Below are 20,538 nucleotides of genomic sequence, written 5' to 3'. Positions count from 1 at the left end.
GTCAATCGTCGGATCAGGCCGTTGAGCGGGCGGCAGTGGGGTCTGGTCGCGGGCCTGGTGCCGGTCCTGCTGTTCATCACTGCGCCGCAGGCAAGTGCGCACCCCACGCTGCTGAGTACGACGCCTGCAGCGGGCTACTCGGTCGCGTCCAGGCCTTCCGCGATCACGATGGTGTTCGATGAACCTGTCAGTGTTGCGCCGCACGGCGTACGGGTCGAGGACAGCAGCGGGCACGCTGTCGACACGTCCGAGGTGGCCATCGAACAGGGCGGACGCAGAGTTGCCGTCAACACTCTCGAGCCGATGCCTGCGGGAAGGTATGTGGTCCATTGGGAGGTCACCGCGCAGGACGGCGATGTGGTTGCGGCCGACTTCGATTTCGTTGTCGCAGCCGCAGCGGTCGAGCTGAGCGGAGCGGAGAGCGGCAGTTCGACGGGATTCCCGGTGATCGCCGTGCTGCGTTGGCTGTTCTTCCTCGGTCTGATCGGCCTGCTGGGTGGCGCTGTCGGTGAACGGATCGTCCGCCGCGCCGTACCGGCGGCGACCCGCCCGCGATCGCTTGTGCGGCCCTCGGCGGCAGTCGGTTCTCTGGCGACAGCCTCGCAGCTCGTGTACGTCGTGATCGCGACCGCTGGGTTCGGCCGGGCCGGGTTTCTCCTTGCTGTCGGGGCCGCCGGTCTCGCATTGCTGGCAGCACTCGCTCATCGCATGCGTTGGTGGATGGTTGCGACGGTGGCTGTGGTGGTGATCTCGGTCGAGGCCTTGCGCAATCACTTGGGGAGTCAACGCGGCGTCTCCGGTGCTCTGGTCATCGCCGTCCATCTGGTGGCTCTCAGCGTCTGGCTGGGGGCGCTGTTCCATCTCCTCCGGGTAGCCAGAGCCAATAGGGGTGGTGGTGTCCCGATCCGGCGAGCCTTCGCGGTGTACTCGCGGCTCGCCGTCGTGCTGTTCCTTGGTGTCGCAGTCTCCGGCGGGATCGGCGCGCTCATGCTGGTGCCGAGTCCTGGGGTGATCAGCGGTACGGCGTACGGTCGGACGCTGCTCGCAAAGGTCTCCCTGGTGGCGGTTGTCGCGGTCCTGGCCTGGGTCGCCCGGCGACGGTTGCTTTCGGCAACTGGCTCGTCGTTCACCCGGCCGGTGAGAGCCGAGGCCGTGGTTCTGCTGGTGGTCTTGGCCGCGAGCGCCGTACTCGTGTCATTGCCTTCCCCGGCTCCGGCTACGGCGGACCTGGGCTATCCGACGCCGGCCGTCGGGCCGGTGATCCGGTTGGGTGGCCTGGCCGGGCAGATCGCCGTCGGCGTCGCAGCCAGCGAGAACCAACTGGAGGTGCGGCTGCACACGCCGGATGGCGATACGGCTACGAACGACACCAGGCCGCCTGCATTCGACCTGACCGCCAAGCTCAGCGGCCGGGGCGAGACCGTCGTACTCCGGCCGTGTGGTCGTGGATGCTTCGTCGGTCCGGTGGCGTGGACCGCGGGGCTCGAGCACATCGAACTGCGCGTCGGTGCGACTGGATGGCACGGCGGCATGGTCAGCTTCCCGATCCGGTGGGCGCCGCACATCTCTCGGGATGCCCTGCCGCGCGTGCGCACGGCCATGCTCGCGCAGCATGACTTCCGGGTCGTCGAGTCGATCACGAGCGATACCACTGCGCCGACGCCGGCGGCGCAGTCGGTGATCATCGATGGACCCGAGTTCATCGACAGCGACCCGTACGCCGGTCCGCCAGATCCCGACGTGGTCGTCGAGCCCCGGCCGGGTGGACACCGCCTGCTCACCTTCGGCCTGCCTGCTGAAGGCATCCATGTCGAGCTCGAGGTGGACGCGTCGTACCGGATTGTCCGCGAGACCCTGGCAGACCCGAACCATCTAGCGACTCGGACCTTCACCTACCGCCGCTAGGGCCTTCTCATCGTGTCGTTGCGGTCAGAGACGCAAGCACAGCGTTGTCCGCTGTGACGACGTCAACGCGAGTGATGTCCGAGAGGGCGAACGATGAGCTGGCAGGAACATCTGCCTCGGGGATGTCGGTTGTCGTCCACCAGCCGGTGACCTCCGACCGCCCAGTGCGGGTGTGCACCACCAGCATGCATCGCTGGCCAGGAGCAAGGTCGTCCAGGTGGACCTGAATGTCTGTTCCCCAGGTGCGGCTGCTGAGCTGCACCCGCGTGTCGATCCCGCCGACGCCATCTGTCGCAGACCAGGTGATACCGCCCCCGGCTTGTGGCGGAGATGCCGGAGCGTCGGAGATCTGGCGACCGATCAGGCCGCCGCTGACCAGCAGGACCACGGCGGCGGTCGCGGCGAGAAGTGCGCGCTTCGGCGTACGCCGCCGACGCCTGATGGAGGCTGGTTGCCGGTCGACGTCCGGATCGGCGTCGTCCTCGAGTCGCAACTCCAGGACATCTTCGAGCGTGAGACTGTGGAGCACCGCCGGCACATGGGCGAACTGCTGGACTGCTTCCTGGCAGCTCGGGCAGTCCCGGATGTGCCGCTCCAGCTCGACGCGTTCGTCGGCATCGAGTGCCCCGAGAACATAGACGCCGATCGCGTCGGCTTGTGGACAGCTCATGAGCCGGTGACTCCTCGCTCCTCGAGAGCCGCTCGCAGCGCCTGCAGCGCGTAGAAGCTTCGCGATTTGACTGTCCCGATCGGAATACCGAGCTGCTCGGCCGTCTCGGAGACGGTCCGCCGGCGGTAGAAGAGTTCGACGATCACCTGGCGATGGTCCCGGCTGAGGCCCCGCAGTACCTCTGCGACCTGCCAGGCCTGTAGGACCCGGTCGATGTCGTCGTCGGCCGACACGAACTCCCTCTCGGCGATGGGTACCTCGGCCGGGCGCGCCGCGCGTCGGCGGTGCCCGGAGATGACGAGGTTCCGCGCCACGGTGAACAGCCAAGGACCAGCTCGGTCCGGGTCAAGGGCAGGCGAGTTCCGCCAGGCGCGCATCATGGTCTCCTGGACGACGTCTTCGGCGTACTGGCGATCGCCGCTCACTGACTGCAGGACATAGCCCAGGAGCGGCCTGCGATACCGGTCGTACAGCACCTCGAGGTCCGCTTCGCTCCCGGATCCACCATCCGTCGACACACGCCTAAATACGCGGCTCGTCATCGGATGGTTCAGGCCGGACTGTCGTCACCGCGTGTGACGGCTGCTCCTTGTCCTCGGCGAGCCGCCGGTCGAGCCAGTCCGGCCACACCCGCCGAGCCGTATCGATCCGAAGCCGCCCGCCAAGGTGCATGGCACGGGCGACACCGCGGTAACCGGGCAACAGACCCGCGGCGATCAGGATGTGCCCGGCGAGCACCGGGGTGATGAGGTACGTGGCCCAGCGGTGCACGCGTTGCAACCAGACGAAACCAGGACCGCCAACCACCATGGTGAGCCCGACGCCGCTGCCGACCAGGGCAGCGAGCAGGATGACCAGGACGAGGTTGGCCACGCGCTGTCCTGGATCGAAATGGCCGCGGTGGTGGGAGAACCGGCCGGTGACCACGGCGACAGGCCAGCGGATGAACCACCGGAGATCGCCCTTGTCGACCCGCACGGACTCCAGCACGAAGGCGCGCGCGGCGCGTGCACCGACGGTGACTGCCAAGGCCGCGAGCCCGGTCAGTATCCAGCCCGCGTAGGTGTGCAACGTGATGTCGGAGACGCCGGTCAGCCGGGCGGCCAGGCTTGGTTGACCCTCGCGACCAGTCAGCAGCCACCAACCGGTGCCCAGCAGGGTGAGCACAGTGAGGTAGGTGGCCGCGTGGTACCAGCGGATCCGTCGGGTGTAGCGCTCGACCGTCGGCACCCGCTGCTTGGTGGTCGCCATGGTGTCAGTAGTCGTACGGATCCTCGGAGCTGGTTTCGGGCTCCGAGGGTGCGGCGGTCGTCGGTGCGGCTCCGGCTCCGGTTCCGACGTTGACTGCGATCTCGGTGTCCACGCCTGCCGCCGAGTGGTTGGCGTTGCGAAGCGAGACGTGGATCGTGTGCTTGCCGGGGGAGACCCCCAACGGCTTGCCGGACAAGGTTGCCTTCTGCCCGCTGGTGATTTCTGCGGTGTCCGACTCCACGACGAGGTAGTCGTTCGCATGGTTGTCGAGCCACAGGTGGACGTGATGCTTGCCGGACTCGGTCGGACCCAACGGCACCCCCGCGTCGACCTTCACCTTGAACGGCAGGCTGACCGTGGCGTCCTTTGCCGGCTGTGCGATCGAGAGTGACATCCCGCCCGCACCGGCCGACTCGTCATCGCTCCCGCACGCGACCAGCACCGTCGGCGCGAGCAGCGCAGCCGCTGCCGCCACGGCGCGGATGCGGCGGTGCCGCCGACCGCTGAAGGGTGTCTTGGTGTCGATCATTCTCAGCTCCCTCGAATGGCTTCTTGCGGTACTACTGGCCGAGGGAGCCGAACGGATCTCTCGGCCAGAGAGCCAATCGGGGGTCCCGGCGCGTAATACCCGCTATGGAAGTGAGCGACGAGGCGCTACTTGCCGGCATGGCGGCTGGAGATCCGCAGGCGGCAACAGCATTCGTACGGCGCTACCAGTCCCGCGTGTACGGCCTGGCAGTGGCGATCGTGGGTGGATCGGCGACCGCGGACGATGTGGCCCAGGAGGCGTTCGTCCGGGCATGGAGGTTCGCGGGCGGCTATGACGCCCGGCGAGGTGGCGTCCTGACGTGGCTGTTGACCATCACCCGCAACGCGGCGATCGACACGGTCCGGTTGCGTCGCGACCAGCCGTACGACCCAGATGTTCTGCTGGCGGTGCTGACCACGAGTGAGGCGTCGGACGACAGGCAGATCGAACAGGTCGCAGACACCGACCAGGTCAGGGCCGCGCTCCGGCGGCTCCCGCGGGAACAGGCCGCGGCCGTGGTGCTCGCCTCGATCTACGGCTTCAGTGCCAGAGAGATCGCCGAGCGCGAGCGGGTGCCGCTGGGCACCGCCAAGACCAGGATCCGGCTCGGCCTCGCCCGGCTGCGCGACGATTTCGAGGTGAGCGATGACAAGTCCGCATGACTGTCCGGCGATGCGGTCGTTGCTCGCCGAACTGGCCACAGGCGCGGCCTCAGGGCACGAACGCGCGTGGGCGCTTAGCCAGGTCAGCGGATGTCCGGCGTGCCGGGCCGAGCTGGATGAGCTGGCGAAGGTCGCTGACGGTTTGCTGATGCTCGTGCCGCCGACGGAGCCACCGCCGGGGTTTGAGAGCGCGGTGCTCGAGCGGCTGGGCATGGCGGGATCGCGAACAGTCGGCCGGGGCCGCCCGTACTCGCGTCGGATGATGCTCGCCGCCGGAGGAATGGCGGCCGCACTGCTGCTCGTGGCCGGAGGAAGCGCCACGGTCGTCTATCAGCAAGGCGAAACGGACCGTGCGCTGGCCGATCAGTACCGGCAGACCCTGTCGATCGCCAACGGTCGCTACCTGAAGGCCGCGCGGCTGTCCTCCCCGGCCGGCGAGCAGTCCGGCACAGTCTTCCTCTACCAGGGAAGTCCATCCTGGCTGCTCGTCAGTATCTCGTCCGCACCGACCGACGGACGGTACGAGATCCGTGTCCGGGACCGCGGCGGCGCAGTGCGCTCGATTGGCGCCTGCCAGGTGAAAGACAGCGCCGGCACGACCGGTTACCGGCTCGACATCGCGGTGGCACACGTCGCCGAAGTACAGCTCACCCAGAACAGCCAAGTCCGCCTCACGGCGATGCTCCCCAACTGAGCCCACCTGTCACACCGCCGCGCTGCGTGCCGCAAGATGATGGTTGACTTGAAGTTTGCTTTAAGTATGAGGGTGGTCGTCGTGGATACAGACGACTACTTGGACGAAGCGTACGAGAGGTTGCGTGACACCGGCCCCGAGCGTGATGGATGGCTGTCGAACCATGCGCCGATGGCTGTTGAAGCGTTGACACGACGGGGCCGTGGAGCTGTGGTGCATCGATGGCTCGACGAGTATCACGACAAGCTCGAATCGCGGCCGCGCGGACTGGATCGGATCCACCAGGACTCCTGGCGGGATCCACTCGGCGACCCGCTGAGAACCGGCGACTGGTTGAACTTCTTCGAGGAGGAAGTCAGGGAGCGGGACTGGCGTGAAGTGTTGGCCAGATGGTGGCCACGGTTGCTGCCAGGGATCGCCGCCGGCGCTACCCACGGGGTGATCCGGGTCGGCCACGCTGTGCGTGCCTTGGCGGATGAAGAGACACAGCCGAGGGTCGTCGAGCTGGCTCACGGCCTGGCGTACTGGGCCGCACGCTGGCAGCCGCTGGCGCCCGCCGGCGAGGGGCCGTACGGCGCGAACGATCCGCGGTCTGCCCTTGATTCGGTGCCGCGCGTAGCGGATCAACGCTTCGGCATTCGCCACCGACTCGCGCAACTCGCCGTCACCGATCGCTGGAGCGAGGCCTCGGGTGCTGTGCCGGGCACGGGAGAGATCCGGGAGCGGCTCGCCTCGATCGTGCAGGCATCGGTTCTGCGCTATGGGACGCACGGGCATGGCAGTCCGGTCATGCTCGTACACGCGTCCACCGCACCCAATGCGGTACTCAGAACGCTCCCAGAGTTACCGCAGAGGCTTTGGCAGCCAAGTCTGGAAGCGGCCTGGGCAGCCACAGCCGCTGTGACTGCGGCGTATTCACCTTCGGAACCGCGTCCACCCTCGGAGCATCACCTACTGGATCCGGAAGATGTCATGTCCCAGGCTGTCGCCGGTGGCGATGAACACGCGATCAAGTTCGTCGATACCGCCATCGACTTCGCCGAGGTCCCAGGAGTGCTGGACGCCGGCCTGCACGCCATCCGTCTGATCGCCTGAGGGGAGCCCGGAGTGGCCAACCCCTGAAGCCGCGACGCGCGGAAGTGGCATGGAACTTATGGCGCCAATTGGACCTGTGGGTCAACGGGGCCGGCGATTACCGTCGGCTCGGCCACTGACTGACGGAGGTAGTGCGGCGATGAGCGGTAGCGAGATTCTCGACGAGACCTATGAGCGGCTGCGTCGTACCGGACCGGAGTTCGGTGGTGACGAGGAGGGCAACAACGGTCTGACCAACCACGGCCCGATGGCCGCCGAGGTGATCGTGCGCCGGAACCTGGACCTCGACGTGCACAGCTGGATCGATGCTTACCTGCCTCGCCTGGTCGAGCTCTCGTCGCCGAGCGCCCCGATCACCGACGAGGACTGGAAAGTTGCGCTCGGCAACGCCAAACGGATTGCCGACTGGACCGAGTACTTCACCAGGCAGGTCACCGAGCTGCCCTGGCGGGACGTGCTGACGACGTGGTGGCCACGGCTGCTGCCTGGCATCGTGGCCGGCGCGACCCACGGCGTGATCCGTGTCGGGCACGCAGTTCGGACCCTGCTGGCCGGCAACGAGAGCCAGGCTGCGCAGATCGAACTGGCGCATGGTCTGGCCTTCTGGGCGGGCCGATCCAGGCTCGTCCCCGGGCTGAGTACGCCCACGGGCGAATTCGACGCCGCCAGCGCGTTGGACGCGGTGCCGCACCTGGCAGATCAAAGCGGCGTGCTCGCCTCCCGGATCCCGCGACTGGCCACCGTGCCCGGCTGGTCCGAGTCGGTAGCCGCCATCCGTCGCCCTGTCGATGACCACGATGTGCCCGCCAGACTGGCAGAACTGGTGGACGCCGCCTCGATCCGCTACCTGCACTCTGCGCAGGGCAGCCCGGTCCTCCTAGTGCACACAGCAACCGCACCCAACGCCGTGCTGCACACGCTTCCTGTGCTGCCGAGCGAATTGTGGCAACCCAGCTTTGGCGCCGTATGGGGAGCAAGCGCTGCCATCGTCGCAATGTACGCGCCGGCGGCTGCGGCGGACGACGTCGCCCTCCCCGCCGCACCAGCCGACTCTGCCACGGACGCCGACCCGGTCGCCGAGGTACTGCAGCGCGCGGCCGAGAACAGCGATGAACATGTGCTCAAGTTCGCCGACACCGCGGTCGAGGCCTACGAGCGCACGGGGAATCCCGACACGCTCAGAGCGGCGTTGCGAGCGGAGCAGCTCGTCGGGCACTGACCCCGACTGGGCTCCTAGTGCCCGGCTGTGGCGGCCGAGGCGATGTTGCGTTGCATGCCGCCGAAGACGAGGCCGTGGAAGGGTTTGATCGCCCACCAGTACAAGTGGCCCGGCAGGCCGTGGGGATGGAACAGCGCGCGTTGACGGAAAACGGTGCTGCCCTCGTCGTCGTGATCGACGACGAGTTCGAGCCAGGCCAGGCCGGGGAGTCGCATCTCGGCGCGGAGACGGAGGAGCTTGTGGTCCTCGATCTCTTCGACGCGCCACCAGTCGAGCGGATCGCCCACCGACAGGTCCCGTGGATTGCGCCGGCCGCGGCGCAGGCCAGGACCACCGAACAGCCGGTCCAGCAGGCCGCGCGCCCACCAACCCAGCCGCCACGAGTACCAGCCGTTGCCGCCGCCGATACCTTCGATCACCGTCCACAGCCGTTCGGGGCTCGCAGGTACGACGCTTTCGCGCTCGTCGACGTACAAGGAGCCGCCGGACCAGTCCGGGTCGCTCGGCAACGGATCGCTCGGCGCGCCGGCCGTCGACGCGGAGGCCCAGGTGGTTGTCACGTCCAGGTCGCGGACCCGCTTGAGCGCGAGCGACACCGCCTGATCGAAGCCGGTCAGTCCCGTCCCTGGATCGGGGACGTACGTCGCGATGTCGTGCTCCTTGCAGATGACTTCGTGAATCAGGCTGTCGACCAGCGGTCTGGCGATGCTGCTCGGCACCGGGGTGACCAGACCGACCCAGTGGCTTGACAGCGACGGCGTGAGCAGCGGCAGGAGGAGGATGCGCCGTTGGTTGGTGGGCCACCGCCGCGTAGCGCTGCATCATGTCGCGATAGGTGAGTACGTCGGGTCCGCCGATGTCGAACCCACGGCTCACATCCGCCGGCATCGACGCGCTGCCGACCAGGTAGTGCAGGACGTCGCGGACGGCGATCGGCTGGATCCGGGTGCTGAGCCAGCGTGGGGTGACCATTACCGGCAGGCGGTCGGTCAGGTGCCGCAGCATCTCGAACGACGCCGAGCCGGACCCGAGAATCACGGCCGCGCGCAACACCGTGACCGGTACGCCGGATGCCAGCAGAATCTCGCCGACCTCGCGCCGGGAATCCAGGTGCGGCGAGAGTTCCTCGCCTTCAGGGTAGAGCCCGCCGAGATAGACGATGCGCGATACGCCGGCCTCCCTGGCAGACGTCGCGAACGTCAAGGCGTGATGCCGGTCGCGTGCCTCGAACCGCCGGCCGGTGCCGAGGGAGTGGATCAGGTAGTAGGCGATGTCCACGCCGTCCATCGCCCCCCGCAGCTGCCGCGCGTCCCCGGCGTCCGCCTCCACGACCTCGACCTCGTCGTACCAGGTCCGATCGCGGAGCCGGCGTGGGTTCCGTGCCATCGCGCGGACCCGGAAGCCGGCCTCGAGCAACTCCGGCACGAGGCGGCCGCCGATGTAGCCGGTGACTCCGGTGACGAGGGCGAGGCGCTGATTCATGCCTCCCCGGTGCCCGAGTGGCGAGAATCCAGCACAGACCGAGGCCGGGGGAGTTGGTTGGTTTGCGGGTTTGGTGGCGGGTACCGGGCGGCCAGTTTCGGGGTGGTACGACAGAGTGCCATGTCAGTAAGTCCTTGTTGCGAGGCAGAGATGCTGCGCCCTTCGGCCTAGGCAGGCCACCCTCTCAGCCCAGTGTTGCCGTCGTTGTCGTACGGCGGGGATCAGACGCGGGCACGAGGTCAATCAATGCTCCTGGAAGGAGCCGTCACATGTCGCAGACGACGAATCATCGGATGGACGCCGACCGTCCACCCACAGAAGGTATGGCCGAGACAGCCCGGGACGAAGCCGGGCAGCTGAAGGAGACATCGGCGGAGGCCGCTCGCCAGGTCGCGGGAACGGTCAAGGAGAAGGCATCGGACGTGACGACGGATGCTCGTGAGCAGGCCCGGCGGCTGGCGAGTCAGACCCGGGACGAGCTGGTCGGGCAGGCCGGCCAGCAGAAGGAACGGGCCGCCAACGGACTGCGTTCGGTGAGTGACGAGCTGCGCGGGATGGCCGAGCACGGTCAGTCCGGCCTGGGGGCTCAGTTGGCACGGCACGGTGCCGACTTCACGGATCAGGCTGCGGACTTCCTGCAGCAGCGCGAGCCTGGCGACTTGCTGGAAGAGGTCCGCGGGTTCGCGCGACGCAGGCCGGGCACGTTCCTGCTGATAGCGGCGGCCGCTGGGGTTGTCGCCGGCCGTCTCACGCGGGCCTTGGCATCAGGCGGCACCAGTACGCCGAACAGCACGGTTACGCCGATCAACACTGGCGCGCCGACCAGCAGCAACGGTATGCCTGAGCAGTCGGCCGCTGACGACTATCTGGTCCAACCGCCGTCGGCACCCGCGCCGGATCCCGGCATGCCGACCACGCGCAGGCCGGGGCTGTGACATGACTTTCGGCGGATCACCACCCGACGGCGGCCCAACCCGGCTGTCGACGGACGAGACGGTCGGTGAGCTGGTCTCCCAGCTGACCACCGACCTGGGCCGGCTGACGCGCCAGGAGCTGACGCTGGCCAAGGCGGAGCTCCAGGCGGAGGCGAAGAAGGCGGGCAAGGGCGCGGGCATGCTCGGCGGCGCGGCCTTCGCCGGCTGGATGGTCGCCCTCTTCGTCTCGCTCACGGTGATGTGGGCGCTGGACGAGGCCATGGATCTGATCTGGGCAGCGCTCATCGTCGCCGTCGTGTGGGCGGTCGTCGCCGCCGTACTGGCGATGACGGGACGCAAGGAGCTCCAGGAGGTCAACCCGAAACCTGACCAGACGGTCGAATCACTCAAGGAGGACGCGAAATGGCTGAAGACCCGGAAGAGCTGAAGCGCGACATCGAGCAGACCCGGCGCAACCTGGGTCGCGACGTCGACGCCCTGACCGAGAAGGTCAGCCCCAGCCGCGTCGTCGGCCGCCGGGTCGACCGCGCCCGTGGCGGTGTCCACCGGCTGAAGGAGCACGTGATGGGCTCGGCGGAGTCGGTGGGCGGATCCGTGAGCGATACCGCTGGTTCGGCTGTGTCGACGGTGCAGGACGCAGGCAGCAAGGTCGGTGACGCTGTCGGCTCAGCACCGGACGTGGCCCGGGCGCGGACTCGCGGTACGCCGCTGGCCGCCGGCCTGATCGCCTTCGCAGCAGGGTGGGTCGCCGCCGCAGCGCTCCCTGCGTCGACGCGGGAACGCGAGCTGGCCCAGGACACCAAGGACAAAGCGATGGAGGCCGCGGGTCCGGTGAAGGAGCAGGCCGCACAGGTGGCTCAAGAGGTCAAGGAGAACCTGCAGGAGCCGGCGCAGCAGGCTGTCGACAATGTCAAGCAGTCCGCATCCGAGGCTGCGACCGACGTGGCGGACGAGGGTCGCTCGGCGGCTCAGCAGGTCGCGGACGGGGCGAAGGACTCGGCGGACAACGTGCGGCAGGCCGGTTCCTCGAGCTGATGAACGACGAACGGCGGGACGTTCCCGGGGTGGACGCCGCGAAGCCGGGGAGCGACGGCGGCGAGGTCGCCGTCCGTTGCGGCACGATTACGCGCAGGAGGGGGACGAGACGAGGTCTTCCTTCGTCCGACTCCGGAGGGGCCGGGGCGATCGCTCGTGCGACGATCCGAGGACTTTGGACTCTGGCCGAATCGCTGTGCGCGGGCCATTGTGATGAGTGCAGGGGGAGCCGAAGGCGTTTGCTACCGACGCCGTCGAGGAGTGCGCGATGGGCAGGGCGGGCGACCGGAACGTGCCTTCGTGGGGGCTGATGCTCGCGCGTCGGCTGGGGTTCGGTCGCAACCCCCTGCGCCGCGCGCTCGATCGAATCCAGTCGCTGGTCGTGCTGACCGCGGTCCTGGTCGCTGTCGTGATGATTCCGGTCGCGGTGGCGGTGAGTAGTTCCGTCACGCGCTCCATCGAACGATCTGAGGCCGAACGCCGATCGACGATGACGCAGGTTCAGGCGCGAGCGTTGGAGGACACGCCGCCCATGATCCCGGAGGCCGGCGCGCAGGCGACAGCGAGGGTGCCGGTGTCCTGGACCGATCCGGCCGGATGGCCGCGCGAGGCACGAGCCAATGTGCCGCTCGGAACGGTGAAGGACTCCGAGGTGACGATCTGGCTCGATCCGGCCGGTGAGATCACCACGCCACCTCGCCGGCCCGGTGACAGCGCGGCGGTCGGTGGCGGGGTCGGTCTGAGTACGGCGATGCTGTCGTGGCTGCTGATTGCGGGCCTGGCCAGGCTGTCCGTCGTACCCCTCGACCGCCGCCGCCTGCGCGCCTGGGACCGTGAATGGGCCCGAGTCGGACCACGCTGGCGGTACCGCAGCACCTAGCCGGCACTCTCTCGTCCGGCACCCGAGCAGTGAAGGAAAGAGGATCGATGGGCAAGTTCATCATGGTAGGTGTCGATGAGACGCCGGAGAGCCAGATCGCGCTGCGCTGGGCGGTTGAGGCCGCGCGGGAGCGTGGGTCGGCGGTGCGGGTCGTTCGCGCCTATCTGCAGGAGTCGGGCAGTTGGTCGGGGCTGGGTGTCGAAGGGTATGTCCCGATACCCTCGCCGGTCGACAGGTATCAGGAGGAGTTGGACGCGGCGGTTCGCTTCGCGCAGGACCGACTCGGCTACGAGCGAGGTTCCGGGTGGCTGGCGAACCTGGCCCCAGCCGACGCCATCCTGGCCGAGGCCGCGGAATCCGACATGGTCGTCGTCGGTACGCGGTCGCGGAACAAGATGTCCGCCGCGGTGCTCGGCTCGGTGGCGACATCGGTCTCGGCCCAGGCGCCCTGCCCGGTGGTTGTTGTCCGCGGCGAGCGTCGTACCGGACCGGTGGTCGTCGGCACAGATGGCTCGGAGGACTCCGACGAGGCGGTGGCTTTCGCGTTCGAGCAGGCTTCTGCGTCCGGTCAGCCACTGATGGTCGTCCACTTCTGGCACCCGCAGGAGCGGCATGTCGAGTCGGCCGAGAGTGCCAGCGAGTTGCTGAAGAACCGGCTCGCGGAGAGCCTCGCGCCGTACCAGGCGAAGCATCCCGCGGTGCACGTCAAGACCTCGCTGCTCGAGGGACGAGCCAGTGCGAAGCTGGTCGACCTGTCGAACGATGCGTCGCTTGTCGTCGTCGGCTCGCGCGGGCGCGGCGGAGTCGCCGGCCTGCTGCTGGGGTCCGTCAGTCAGAGCCTCTTGCACCACGCCGACTCTCCGGTCGCGGTCGTCCGCCGACGGCAGAGCTGAGCAGATTCCATCGCCGACAGGGCGTCTATGTCATCAGGGTCGCCTGAGCGGGTTGGGAGTGAAGGTGACGTGCTCGGCGAGCTGGACGGACCAGAGGGTCACCGTCGTGGCGACGGAGACAGGTAGGAGGGTGCCCGCGGCTGAAATCAGTGACAGTGCGGCGCACGCGACTGCGGCGGTGGCGAGGATCGGGGTGAGCCACGAGGCAGCGTCGGAGCGGCCGTCGTCTGCGAGCAGGATCACGATTGCTCCGGTCAGGATCAGGACGGCGCAGGTCATCTCGTCGGTGCTGCCGATGCCGAGGAAGGTGCCGAGGGCAAGGAACGGCAGGTAGAGCGCGAGCAGTACGACGATCACGGCGGATGCGGCCAGGTCGCGTCGGCGGAACACAGGCACGGGACTCAGCCGCCGCGTGCGGTGGCGACGTCGCGGCCGCACAGGATGACGCCGGCCGGTGCGTCCAGGTCGAGGCCGTGCCGAGCAGTGCGGTGTCCGAATCGCTTGGTCAGTCTCCGAGTTCTGATGACGACGTCCACGGTGCGGCTCCTCAGGAATTCTCGACTTCCAGTCAAGGCGGGCTTGCCCGCCGCCGCGAGGGCGGAAGGTCCTGTTCGGTGGGCACCGAAGGTCCCACCGGGAGTGTGGTTCGGCCGCAAACGCCGCTTCAGGATCGGTCTGGGCGGGTGATCAGGGGTGATCGCAGTTGGTCAATGAGGTTCGCGCCGACCAGAGGCACGATGTTCCAGGTGGTCGTGACCCGGTCTGAGTCGATGACGACCCGGACTCGGCTCGGGGTGGTGATGACGAACAGGTCGGCCTCGAACACGTCGCCGTACCAGCCGCCGGCTGCGACGATTGGTCGGCCGAGCGGTGAGCTTTCCTGCCAGTGGCCGTGGCCGACGGGGACGTCGAAGGTGTTGCCATCGGCATCGATCCGTAGCGACCAGCCATCAGGGCGTGGTTCGATCGAAACCGCCGATCCCGACGGCAGGGCCGACGCTTCCGTTGCGGCGACGACAACTCCGCCCGCTGAGGTTCGCGGACGGTGGTCGCCGGTGACGACGGGCAGGGTCAGCTGCCGGAGACGATCGGCGAGCGCGCGGTCGTCCGCTGCGGAGCCGGGCTTGTCCACGCTGGGTAGGAGCTGATCCCAGATCAGTGTGAGCAGAGCTTGCGTGGTGGTTGTTGCCGCGGTGACGGCCACCACCAGGTCCTGCTCGGGGACGACCAAGCACAGTTGCCCCATTGCGCCATCACCTCGGTATCCGTAACGCGATCGCCAGAAGTGGTAGCCGTACCCTTCCAGCCAGTCAGGCCCTCGCGAGCCGTCCTCGAACTGGACGGTCTCGATCTGGCGCCGCGTAGCCATCTCCACCCAGCGTTGCGACACGAGTTGGTGGCCCCGCCATTGCCCGCCCTGCAACAGCAAGAGGCCGAACGCGACAATCGCCTCCGTTGTCAGGTAGGCCCCGTGGAAGCCGAAGGTGACCCCGCTGCGCAGGCGTTCCCAGTCGACGCTGGTCACCTCCATCGGGCCGAACAGTCGTTGACTCAGCAGCTCCGGCAGGTCGCGACCGGTGACCCGCTCGATCATCCGCGCCAGCACGAAGGTTGTCGGGTTGTTGTAGGCATGGCGCGATCCGACCGGTGCGTCCGGAGCGATCCGCAGGAACCCTCGGACCAGATCGTGTGGCTCGAGTGCCCACGCGGCTTCGAGGACGTCGCCCTCGTGCCCGGTCGACATACTCAAGAGATGGTGGACGGTCAGCTCAGCGGCACGGGCGGACACCGGGTCGGGGACGTGCTCGGGGAGGATGTCGACCACGCGGTCGTCAAGCGCGATGAGACCGTCGTCCACTGCCATACCCACCGCGACGCCGACGATCGACTTCGTCAACGAGTACAGCAGATGCGGGCGTTCGGCCGAGTACGGCGCCCACCACCCTTCCGCGATCACCCGGCCGCGGCGCACCACCATCAGGGAGTGGCACTCGATCCCTTGCTCCTCGAGCCGCTCCAGCAAGCCCGACACCCCGGTCGCGTCGACACCCTCTTCCGACGGCACCGACCGCGGCAGCAAAGCCTCCTGATCCATGGGCAGATTGTCGCGCCCCGCCGACTGACCAGCCACAGGTTTTGACCACCAGTCCCGGCCCTCCGCAACGACAATTCGTCCGCAACGGCCTCGGGTCCTGCGGCATCGTCCACCGGGGCACCGCTTGGGTCACGAAGATCTGTCGTGTGTCGCCAATGCTGCTCCGACCTGGTCTGCCAGGGCGACTGCGACCTGTCGTTGTGCGAGCGACGGAAGGGCCAGGCGGGTCGATGCGACGAGCAGGAAGCGGCCGCGGGTGACGCCGTTGTGGTGGACTCGAAGCTCGATTTCGCAGTCGGTGGGCAACCCGAATCGCTCGACGTCGAGATCTCGTCCGCGGCGCACGACTGTGCCGTCACGGACGAGCGCGGCAGGCGCCTCGTTCTGGATGTCACTGTCGAAGTAGCAGTCGTCGATTCCCAGCAACTCGACGAGTTGGTCTGCGACGTGCTCGATCACACCCTCGGTGTGTGAGCTTCCAGCCGCGACGATGCCTGCGGTTCGGAGAATGCCGCTGAGATGGGCCTGCTGCTCGTTCGCGTGGGTGTGCCGCTTGCGCCGTCCCCAGAGAATCAGCGCGGCCGCGATGCCTACAAGTGTGAGTAGAGCTGCAGTCTGGATGTCAGCCCGCTCGGTGATGATCATCTGCTGGTACGGCTGAGTGAGGAAGAAGGCCCAGCATGCCGCGCCGGACAGGGCGGCAACGATTCCTGCCCACCGGACGCCGGTCGCCGCAGCTGAGACCACGACGAGGACGAGCAGTAGGGCGATACTGGTGTTCTCGATCCGTGCCCGGAACGGCACCATCGCCACGCACACCAGCGCCGGAACGGCGCCGGCTCCCGCGACGACCGCCGTACGGGATCGCTCGGAGAGATGGACTCGCATCCCACCATGATGCTTCGTCGTCGCGAAGCGTCCAGGCTCGGGGCCGGTGCGGCCCACCTCCGAGTTCGAAGCCGCGAGGCCCGGCTTCGCCCAAGGTTGATGTGCGGGACAGTTCCGGGTCGTGCTCGGCGAGACCAGCCGAGTGGCTGCCAGCCGCCGGAGATGATGTTTGCCTTAGGCAACGCGTGATGAACGGCAGCGCCGCAGCCGCGGGCGAGGCACGACGATCGGATCGCTTCCGGTAGGACTTGTTGGCGAGCTTCGGAGGGAGGCGCGGATCCCGAATTACCACTTGGTCGTCGACGACTGAGTTTCCGGTCCAGACAGGCGTACTGTGGGAGTAGTTCCGGAATCGACGACATCCCACCTTGAGGCTGCCAGCCACACCGGCCCTCCCGTAGGGGATGTCATGTCGGTACTGCACCGCACCCGAAACACACGCAAACCCCCGGCAGATGGCGCGCCGCTGTCGGCCGTTGACGAGCTCTCGAAGCCGTTGCCGCCCCGGGTGCCACGCACCCGGATCAGTGCCGCGTGGCTCGGGGTCTGCGCCGCCGTGGTCGGACTCGTCGTACTGATCATCTTCATGCTGCAGAACACCGGCAGCGTCGACGTCCACTTCCTCTGGATGGACGGCTCCCTGCCACTCGCCCTGGCCCTGTTCATCGCGGGAGTCGCTACAACCATCGTGGCCACGACGATCGGTGCCGCCCGCATGACCCAACTGCGCCGCGTCATGCGCCGGCGCAGAGCTGAAGCCTCGTCCTGACTCTCCCCGCCAACGACGGCAGAACAGTCTGCTGACCGCCCTGCCCGGGAGAGCAGATGCCTGTGTCGACCTCGTCGGCGAATAGAAGGCCCTAACGGCTGCCTGCAGGCGGGTGGCCTGATCGCAGATCAGGTCGCCGGTTCCTGGCGACTGCGATAGGTGAGCAGGCCTTCGATCCCGCGCAGGAATGTCTCACAGATGGGCTTCGGATCGGTCAGGCAGCCGGCGGCCATGGCACCGTCTCGCAGCATGACGAAGTGCCGGGCGGCCGGTTCTGGGTCGATCTTCCCGGTGCCGGAGAACAGTTCGGTCAGAGTTGCCAGAAACCACTGCCGGTGTCTGAGAACTGCCTGGTGCACCGGATGGGTCGGGTCGGGGTATTCGGCGGCGGCGTTCAGGAACGCGCAGCCTCGGAAGCCGAGTCTCTGGATGTCATCGGTGATGGTCCGGCCGACAGCTCGAATGATGTCGTCGGGGTCAGCGCCGTGAGCCCGCGCGGCATCTACCTGCGTGCGGATCGCCTCGTCGGCTTGCACCAGGTAGGTGACGATGAGGTCATCCTTGCTCGGGAAGTGCCTGTACAGCGTGGCGCGCGTCACCTGTGCCTCAGCGATCACGCGGTCGACTCCCACGGCATGCAGGCCTTCGGCGTAGAAGAGCTCAGTGGCAGTGCCGAGCAGTCGAGACCGTGCTTCCGACATCCGTTTCCCATCCGATCTCTTGGAGTGCTCTGTCGAGACTAGCAGACAGAACGATCGGTCTTGACAACGATCGACACTTGCTGCAAGGCTCAGCAGTACCGATCGTTCTGTCTACACAAATGGCGTCGGGGGCATTCGCCCAGTTCGTCCATCTCGAGAGGAATCTGGTGTCCACTTCATTCGAATCCATCGGCGCCACCGGCTCAGTGGTTGGCGCCGCCGCCGGCACCAAGGCGCTGCGAACCCTGTACTACGTCCGCTTCGGATTCGCCATCGTCTGGGCGGTCCTGACGCTGGCGATCGCCACGACGATCAACCCGGGAGCGGTCGCCCTGCTGGTGATCTACCCACTGTTCGACGTCGCCGCGGCCGTGATCGACTTCCGCTCCTCGGGCGCTACTCGGCCGAAGTCGCCGCTCTACGTGAACATGGGCCTGAGTCTGCTCACCGCCGTCGGATTGGCTGTCGCGGCCACCTCCGGCGTCCCGAGTGTGCTGCGGGTGTGGGGCGTGTGGGCGATCACTGCGGGCATCGTCCAGTTGATCGTCGCGATCCTGCGCTACCAGCTCGGTGGTCAGTGGGCGATGATCCTCAGCGGCGGCATCTCCGTCATCGCCGGCAGCGGTTTCATCCTGATGGCAGGCGGGCCGAAAGCCTCACTGACCACCGTCGCCGGCTACGCGATCCTGGGCGGTGTCTTCTTCCTGATCTCCGCGATCCGCCTGCACCGCCTTGCCCTCAAGGGCTGAGCTCCAGGCTGGTGCACGGGAACAACCCGAGCTCCTCCGGTTCAGTTCAGCGGGACCTCCACCTCGGCGACGGACCGCAAGTCGCGGTGGCACGAGAGGTGGATCCGGAAGCGGGACGTCCGGAATGGGGCCTAACATCTGGCCATGGAGCAAGAGTTCAGCGGCACGGTCATCGAGTGGCGTGGTCCTGCGCCGTACTACTTCGTCCCCGTGCCGGAGCAGGAATGTGTCGCACTGCGGGCGGCGGGCTCGGCCGCCAGCTACGGCTGGGGGATGCTGCCGATCCGCGCTCGGATCGGCAGTGTCGAGTGGAAGACGTCGCTGTGGCCGAAGGACGGGGGCTACCTGCTCCCGCTGAAGGACGCTGTGCGCAAGCCTGGAGGACTGGACGCAGGCGACGCGGTGGATGTTCGGCTCATGTTCGACGCACCACCCCGTCAGCAGAAGCGGCGTCCGGCCGAGCGGGTGCACGTTCCTCGCCCGACGGGCTCGCGGGAACCGGTCACCGCCGAGCAGCTCATGATCGTTCCGGCCAACCAGGCGACCTGGGAGGACCTCCAGGCGGTCTTCGGCACGACCGGCGACCCCGCCCGGTGCTGGTGCCAGCGGTTCCGGATGCTGCCCAAGGAATCCTGGGACTCTGAGGGTCCCGAGGAGCTCGCGGCCCGGCTCCGCGACCAGACCGCCTGCGGAGACCGGAAGGCGCGGGCGACGAGCGGCCTGGTCGCGTATCTCGACGGCGAGCCCGTCGGCTGGTGCGCCGTCGCGCCGCGGGCCGACCACCCGAGGCTGCTACGTGACTTCCGCATCCCCTGGCTGGGTCGCAACGAGGACAAGACCGACATCAGCGTCTGGGCCGTGACCTGCTTCGTCATCCGGGTCGGCTACCGACGCCGAGGAGTCGGCCGCGCACTCGCCCGCGCCGCCGCCGGTTTCGCCCGTGAACGCGGCGCCCGCGCCGTGGAGGGCTACCCGGACTTCGTGGACGGCGGGTCTGTCGGCACTCTCGCCATGTTCGCCGATGCCGGGTTCGCCGAGGTGAGTCGTCCTGGTAACCGTCGTGCCGTCATGCGCATCGACTTCTAGGTGTTGCGGAGCAGGTCGCCGTACTCGGGGTTCTTCTCGATGTAGCTGCCCACGATCGGGCAGTAGTTCGAAACGGTCACGTTCTTGGTGCGGATGTCGTCGAGCGCGTGACGTATCAGGATCGACGCGAGACCTTGTCCGCGGTGGGATTCAGCAATCCAGGTGTGGGTGATCGTCAGCTTGGTGCCGATCACGTGATAGACGAGCATGCCTACTCGCTCGTCGCCGCAGGTGACTTCGTAGTACTCGTCCTCGGGGTGATCGAGGATCGCGATCACCTGGTCGTTGTGGTCTGTCGGGGTCGTCAATTGGGTGCTCCTCTGGAGGTTTCGCGGTGAGGCCGCCGGGTCGACCCGGTGGACGTCGTCGACCACCAGTGTCGCTGCGAGGGGAGCCGAGAAGCGGTCGGTTCCGTCCAGGCCGGGGCGGGCCAGGCAGTGCCAGGTCAGCTGCCCGCCGGCGCTGTCGGTGAACCACAGGCGTATGTGCCAGTCACCGTCTACGCACGACACGGGTGCCGGGTTGGCCTCGATCCGGATCTGAACACTCGCTGGAAGGGAGTCGAGGGGGAGGGGGAACGTCGTCAGTGGGAGGACTGAGTCCGCGGCGGCGTGGCCTTCCCAGTTGGCCAGCATCACGTCGAGATCGAGGATCCGGGCGGTCACGCTGACAGCGCTTCGTCCGTTGTGCTGCCGGGTTGTCCGCCCGATGACGTTTCCGACTGTGACCTCACCGCCGGTGAGCCGGTAGCTGCCCGGCAAGTGTCTGGAATTCTCAGTCACCGTTTCGTATCTTTCTTCATCTTCGTGGACTAGGTAGTCCATTCTCGCGTAGGCTACACCGTCGACCTGTGGGGTCAAATCGTCGACGGAGCCATGTTTCGGCCGACGTGGACAGCTCTGAAGACGTCTTTGACAGGCGTCATAGTGGACTGTAGCGTCCTCATCGATACGTGCCGCATGGGCGAGTGGCATCGCGACGAGACCGCTGGAGGAGCCGA

The 20,538-nt window shown here is 67.6% G+C and carries 24 protein-coding genes and 1 pseudogene; 13 read left to right on the top strand and 12 right to left on the bottom strand.

What is annotated here, in order from left to right; genetic code table 11:
* The first annotated feature begins 21 nt into the window (after window positions 1-21).
* Window positions 22-1,905 carry a copper resistance protein CopC gene (locus AB0I34_RS23625; RefSeq protein ID WP_360448375.1) on the top strand — a complete coding sequence of 628 codons (1,884 nt, stop codon included), beginning with the start codon at window positions 22-24 and terminating at the stop codon, window positions 1,903-1,905.
* A gap of 7 nt (window positions 1,906-1,912) precedes the next feature.
* Here AB0I34_RS23625 and AB0I34_RS23620 read toward each other — a convergent pair whose 3' ends face one another.
* The 4 genes from AB0I34_RS23620 to AB0I34_RS23605 are packed head-to-tail and all read right to left on the bottom strand — an operon-like array spanning window position 1,913 to window position 4,355.
* Entirely contained in the window at window positions 1,913-2,575 is a 663-nt protein-coding gene (locus tag AB0I34_RS23620) for a zf-HC2 domain-containing protein (RefSeq protein WP_360448372.1), read from the bottom strand.
* Window positions 2,572-3,093, bottom strand: coding sequence for a sigma-70 family RNA polymerase sigma factor (locus tag AB0I34_RS23615; RefSeq protein ID WP_360448370.1), 522 nt, complete (start codon window positions 3,091-3,093; stop codon window positions 2,572-2,574). The genes AB0I34_RS23620 and AB0I34_RS23615 overlap by 4 nt, the downstream gene beginning before the upstream one ends.
* A 4-nt stretch (window positions 3,094-3,097) precedes the next feature.
* Window positions 3,098-3,826, bottom strand: coding sequence for a cytochrome b/b6 domain-containing protein (locus AB0I34_RS23610; RefSeq protein ID WP_360448368.1), 729 nt, complete (start codon window positions 3,824-3,826; stop codon window positions 3,098-3,100).
* Between the two features lie 4 nt (window positions 3,827-3,830).
* Window positions 3,831-4,355: a hypothetical protein gene (locus AB0I34_RS23605; protein WP_360448366.1), complete on the bottom strand. Its 525-nt coding sequence runs from the start codon at window positions 4,353-4,355 to the stop codon at window positions 3,831-3,833.
* Window positions 4,356-4,459: 104 nt separating this feature from the next.
* Here AB0I34_RS23605 and AB0I34_RS23600 point away from each other — a divergent pair, with 104 nt between their 5' ends.
* The 4 genes from AB0I34_RS23600 to AB0I34_RS23585 all read left to right on the top strand — a co-directional run bounded on the left by AB0I34_RS23600 (window position 4,460) and on the right by AB0I34_RS23585 (window position 8,025).
* The gene (locus AB0I34_RS23600) at window positions 4,460-5,017 is read left to right on the top strand and encodes a sigma-70 family RNA polymerase sigma factor (RefSeq protein WP_360448363.1); all 558 of its coding nucleotides are present in this window, start codon (window positions 4,460-4,462) and stop codon (window positions 5,015-5,017) included.
* Between the two features lie 19 nt (window positions 5,018-5,036).
* A complete protein-coding gene (locus AB0I34_RS23595) occupies window positions 5,037-5,711 on the top strand; it encodes a hypothetical protein (RefSeq protein WP_360448361.1) in 675 nt (224 codons plus the stop codon).
* A gap of 66 nt (window positions 5,712-5,777) precedes the next feature.
* A complete protein-coding gene (locus AB0I34_RS23590) occupies window positions 5,778-6,806 on the top strand; it encodes a questin oxidase family protein (protein ID WP_360448358.1) in 1,029 nt (342 codons plus the stop codon).
* 139 nt (window positions 6,807-6,945) lie between these two features.
* A complete protein-coding gene (locus AB0I34_RS23585; protein WP_360448356.1) occupies window positions 6,946-8,025 on the top strand; it encodes a questin oxidase family protein in 1,080 nt (359 codons plus the stop codon).
* A 14-nt stretch (window positions 8,026-8,039) separates the two neighbouring features.
* Here the strand turns inward: AB0I34_RS23585 and AB0I34_RS23580 are convergent, their stop codons facing one another.
* Together AB0I34_RS23580 and AB0I34_RS23575 are read right to left on the bottom strand one after the other, a co-directional pair.
* Window positions 8,040-8,744: an SDR family oxidoreductase gene (locus AB0I34_RS23580; RefSeq protein WP_360448354.1), complete on the bottom strand. Its 705-nt coding sequence runs from the start codon at window positions 8,742-8,744 to the stop codon at window positions 8,040-8,042.
* Window positions 8,745-9,117: 373 nt separating this feature from the next.
* Window positions 9,118-9,507: pseudogene (locus tag AB0I34_RS23575) on the bottom strand (NAD(P)H-binding protein); the annotation flags it as partial.
* 269 nt (window positions 9,508-9,776) lie between these two features.
* Between AB0I34_RS23575 and AB0I34_RS23570 the strand changes: the two are divergent.
* The 5 genes from AB0I34_RS23570 to AB0I34_RS23550 all read left to right on the top strand — a co-directional run bounded on the left by AB0I34_RS23570 (window position 9,777) and on the right by AB0I34_RS23550 (window position 13,250).
* The gene (locus AB0I34_RS23570; RefSeq protein ID WP_360448352.1) at window positions 9,777-10,442 is read left to right on the top strand and encodes a hypothetical protein; all 666 of its coding nucleotides are present in this window, start codon (window positions 9,777-9,779) and stop codon (window positions 10,440-10,442) included.
* A 1-nt stretch (window position 10,443) separates the two neighbouring features.
* Window positions 10,444-10,869, top strand: a complete 426-nt coding sequence (locus tag AB0I34_RS23565; RefSeq protein WP_360448350.1) for a phage holin family protein — start codon at window positions 10,444-10,446, stop codon at window positions 10,867-10,869.
* Window positions 10,845-11,477, top strand: coding sequence for a DUF3618 domain-containing protein (locus AB0I34_RS23560; protein WP_360448348.1), 633 nt, complete (start codon window positions 10,845-10,847; stop codon window positions 11,475-11,477). The genes AB0I34_RS23565 and AB0I34_RS23560 overlap by 25 nt, the downstream gene beginning before the upstream one ends.
* Window positions 11,478-11,745: 268 nt before the next feature.
* Window positions 11,746-12,357 (top strand): hypothetical protein, encoded by a 612-nt coding sequence (locus AB0I34_RS23555; protein WP_360448345.1) that lies wholly within the window; start codon window positions 11,746-11,748, stop codon window positions 12,355-12,357.
* A 47-nt stretch (window positions 12,358-12,404) separates the two neighbouring features.
* Window positions 12,405-13,250, top strand: a complete 846-nt coding sequence (locus tag AB0I34_RS23550) for a universal stress protein (RefSeq protein ID WP_360448343.1) — start codon at window positions 12,405-12,407, stop codon at window positions 13,248-13,250.
* A gap of 33 nt (window positions 13,251-13,283) precedes the next feature.
* On the opposite strand, the gene AB0I34_RS23545 is transcribed toward AB0I34_RS23550, so the two are convergent.
* The 4 genes from AB0I34_RS23545 to AB0I34_RS23530 all read right to left on the bottom strand — a co-directional run bounded on the left by AB0I34_RS23545 (window position 13,284) and on the right by AB0I34_RS23530 (window position 16,233).
* On the bottom strand, window positions 13,284-13,646 hold the full coding sequence (locus AB0I34_RS23545; protein WP_360448341.1) for a hypothetical protein: 363 nt from the start codon (window positions 13,644-13,646) through the stop codon (window positions 13,284-13,286).
* A 5-nt stretch (window positions 13,647-13,651) separates the two neighbouring features.
* A complete protein-coding gene (locus AB0I34_RS23540; protein ID WP_360448339.1) occupies window positions 13,652-13,786 on the bottom strand; it encodes a hypothetical protein in 135 nt (44 codons plus the stop codon).
* A gap of 128 nt (window positions 13,787-13,914) precedes the next feature.
* The gene (locus AB0I34_RS23535) at window positions 13,915-15,345 is read right to left on the bottom strand and encodes a serine hydrolase (RefSeq protein WP_360448337.1); all 1,431 of its coding nucleotides are present in this window, start codon (window positions 15,343-15,345) and stop codon (window positions 13,915-13,917) included.
* 129 nt (window positions 15,346-15,474) lie between these two features.
* Window positions 15,475-16,233 carry a DUF4118 domain-containing protein gene (locus tag AB0I34_RS23530; RefSeq protein WP_360448334.1) on the bottom strand — a complete coding sequence of 253 codons (759 nt, stop codon included), beginning with the start codon at window positions 16,231-16,233 and terminating at the stop codon, window positions 15,475-15,477.
* A gap of 409 nt (window positions 16,234-16,642) precedes the next feature.
* On the opposite strand from AB0I34_RS23530, the gene AB0I34_RS23525 reads away from it, so the two are divergent.
* The gene (locus AB0I34_RS23525) at window positions 16,643-17,002 is read left to right on the top strand and encodes a lipopolysaccharide assembly protein LapA domain-containing protein (protein ID WP_360448332.1); all 360 of its coding nucleotides are present in this window, start codon (window positions 16,643-16,645) and stop codon (window positions 17,000-17,002) included.
* A gap of 128 nt (window positions 17,003-17,130) precedes the next feature.
* On the opposite strand, the gene AB0I34_RS23520 is transcribed toward AB0I34_RS23525, so the two are convergent.
* Window positions 17,131-17,703, bottom strand: coding sequence for a TetR/AcrR family transcriptional regulator (locus tag AB0I34_RS23520; protein ID WP_360448330.1), 573 nt, complete (start codon window positions 17,701-17,703; stop codon window positions 17,131-17,133).
* A 167-nt stretch (window positions 17,704-17,870) separates the two neighbouring features.
* Between AB0I34_RS23520 and AB0I34_RS23515 the strand changes: the two genes are divergently transcribed.
* Window positions 17,871-18,452, top strand: a complete 582-nt coding sequence (locus AB0I34_RS23515; RefSeq protein WP_360448327.1) for a hypothetical protein — start codon at window positions 17,871-17,873, stop codon at window positions 18,450-18,452.
* Between the two features lie 144 nt (window positions 18,453-18,596).
* Complete coding sequence (locus AB0I34_RS23510; RefSeq protein WP_360448325.1) at window positions 18,597-19,538, top strand: DUF1905 domain-containing protein; 942 nt, start codon at window positions 18,597-18,599, stop codon at window positions 19,536-19,538.
* Here AB0I34_RS23510 and AB0I34_RS23505 read toward each other — a convergent pair.
* Window positions 19,535-20,362, bottom strand: coding sequence for a GNAT family N-acetyltransferase (locus tag AB0I34_RS23505; protein ID WP_360448322.1), 828 nt, complete (start codon window positions 20,360-20,362; stop codon window positions 19,535-19,537). The two genes, AB0I34_RS23510 and AB0I34_RS23505, sit on opposite strands and share 4 nt — an antisense overlap.
* Window positions 20,363-20,538: the final 176 nt, after the last annotated feature.

It is taken from the genome of Kribbella sp. NPDC050281, assembly GCF_040655855.1.
Lineage (GTDB): Bacteria > Actinomycetota > Actinomycetes > Propionibacteriales > Kribbellaceae > Kribbella.
This window is presented reverse-complemented; position numbering and strand designations above follow the sequence as displayed.

Bases quoted from the DNA above. Each gene is read 5' to 3' on its own strand.
- AB0I34_RS23605 (WP_360448366.1), bottom strand. From the start codon at position 4,355: ATGATCGACACCAAGACACCCTTCAGCGGTCGGCGGCACCGCCGCATC.
- AB0I34_RS23570 (WP_360448352.1), top strand. From the start codon at position 9,777: ATGTCGCAGACGACGAATCATCGGATGGACGCCGACCGTCCACCCACA.
- AB0I34_RS23505 (WP_360448322.1), bottom strand. From the start codon at position 20,362: ATGGACTACCTAGTCCACGAAGATGAAGAAAGATACGAAACGGTGACT.
- AB0I34_RS23560 (WP_360448348.1), top strand. From the start codon at position 10,845: ATGGCTGAAGACCCGGAAGAGCTGAAGCGCGACATCGAGCAGACCCGG.
- AB0I34_RS23610 (WP_360448368.1), bottom strand. From the start codon at position 3,826: ATGGCGACCACCAAGCAGCGGGTGCCGACGGTCGAGCGCTACACCCGA.
- AB0I34_RS23525 (WP_360448332.1), top strand. From the start codon at position 16,643: ATGTCGGTACTGCACCGCACCCGAAACACACGCAAACCCCCGGCAGAT.
- AB0I34_RS23550 (WP_360448343.1), top strand. From the start codon at position 12,405: ATGGGCAAGTTCATCATGGTAGGTGTCGATGAGACGCCGGAGAGCCAG.
- AB0I34_RS23535 (WP_360448337.1), bottom strand. From the start codon at position 15,345: ATGGATCAGGAGGCTTTGCTGCCGCGGTCGGTGCCGTCGGAAGAGGGT.
- AB0I34_RS23555 (WP_360448345.1), top strand. From the start codon at position 11,746: ATGGGCAGGGCGGGCGACCGGAACGTGCCTTCGTGGGGGCTGATGCTC.
- AB0I34_RS23600 (WP_360448363.1), top strand. From the start codon at position 4,460: ATGGAAGTGAGCGACGAGGCGCTACTTGCCGGCATGGCGGCTGGAGAT.
- AB0I34_RS23530 (WP_360448334.1), bottom strand. From the start codon at position 16,233: ATGCGAGTCCATCTCTCCGAGCGATCCCGTACGGCGGTCGTCGCGGGA.
- AB0I34_RS23590 (WP_360448358.1), top strand. From the start codon at position 5,778: ATGAGGGTGGTCGTCGTGGATACAGACGACTACTTGGACGAAGCGTAC.
- AB0I34_RS23510 (WP_360448325.1), top strand. From the start codon at position 18,597: ATGGAGCAAGAGTTCAGCGGCACGGTCATCGAGTGGCGTGGTCCTGCG.
- AB0I34_RS23565 (WP_360448350.1), top strand. From the start codon at position 10,444: ATGACTTTCGGCGGATCACCACCCGACGGCGGCCCAACCCGGCTGTCG.
- AB0I34_RS23520 (WP_360448330.1), bottom strand. From the start codon at position 17,703: ATGTCGGAAGCACGGTCTCGACTGCTCGGCACTGCCACTGAGCTCTTC.
- AB0I34_RS23585 (WP_360448356.1), top strand. From the start codon at position 6,946: ATGAGCGGTAGCGAGATTCTCGACGAGACCTATGAGCGGCTGCGTCGT.
- AB0I34_RS23620 (WP_360448372.1), bottom strand. From the start codon at position 2,575: ATGAGCTGTCCACAAGCCGACGCGATCGGCGTCTATGTTCTCGGGGCA.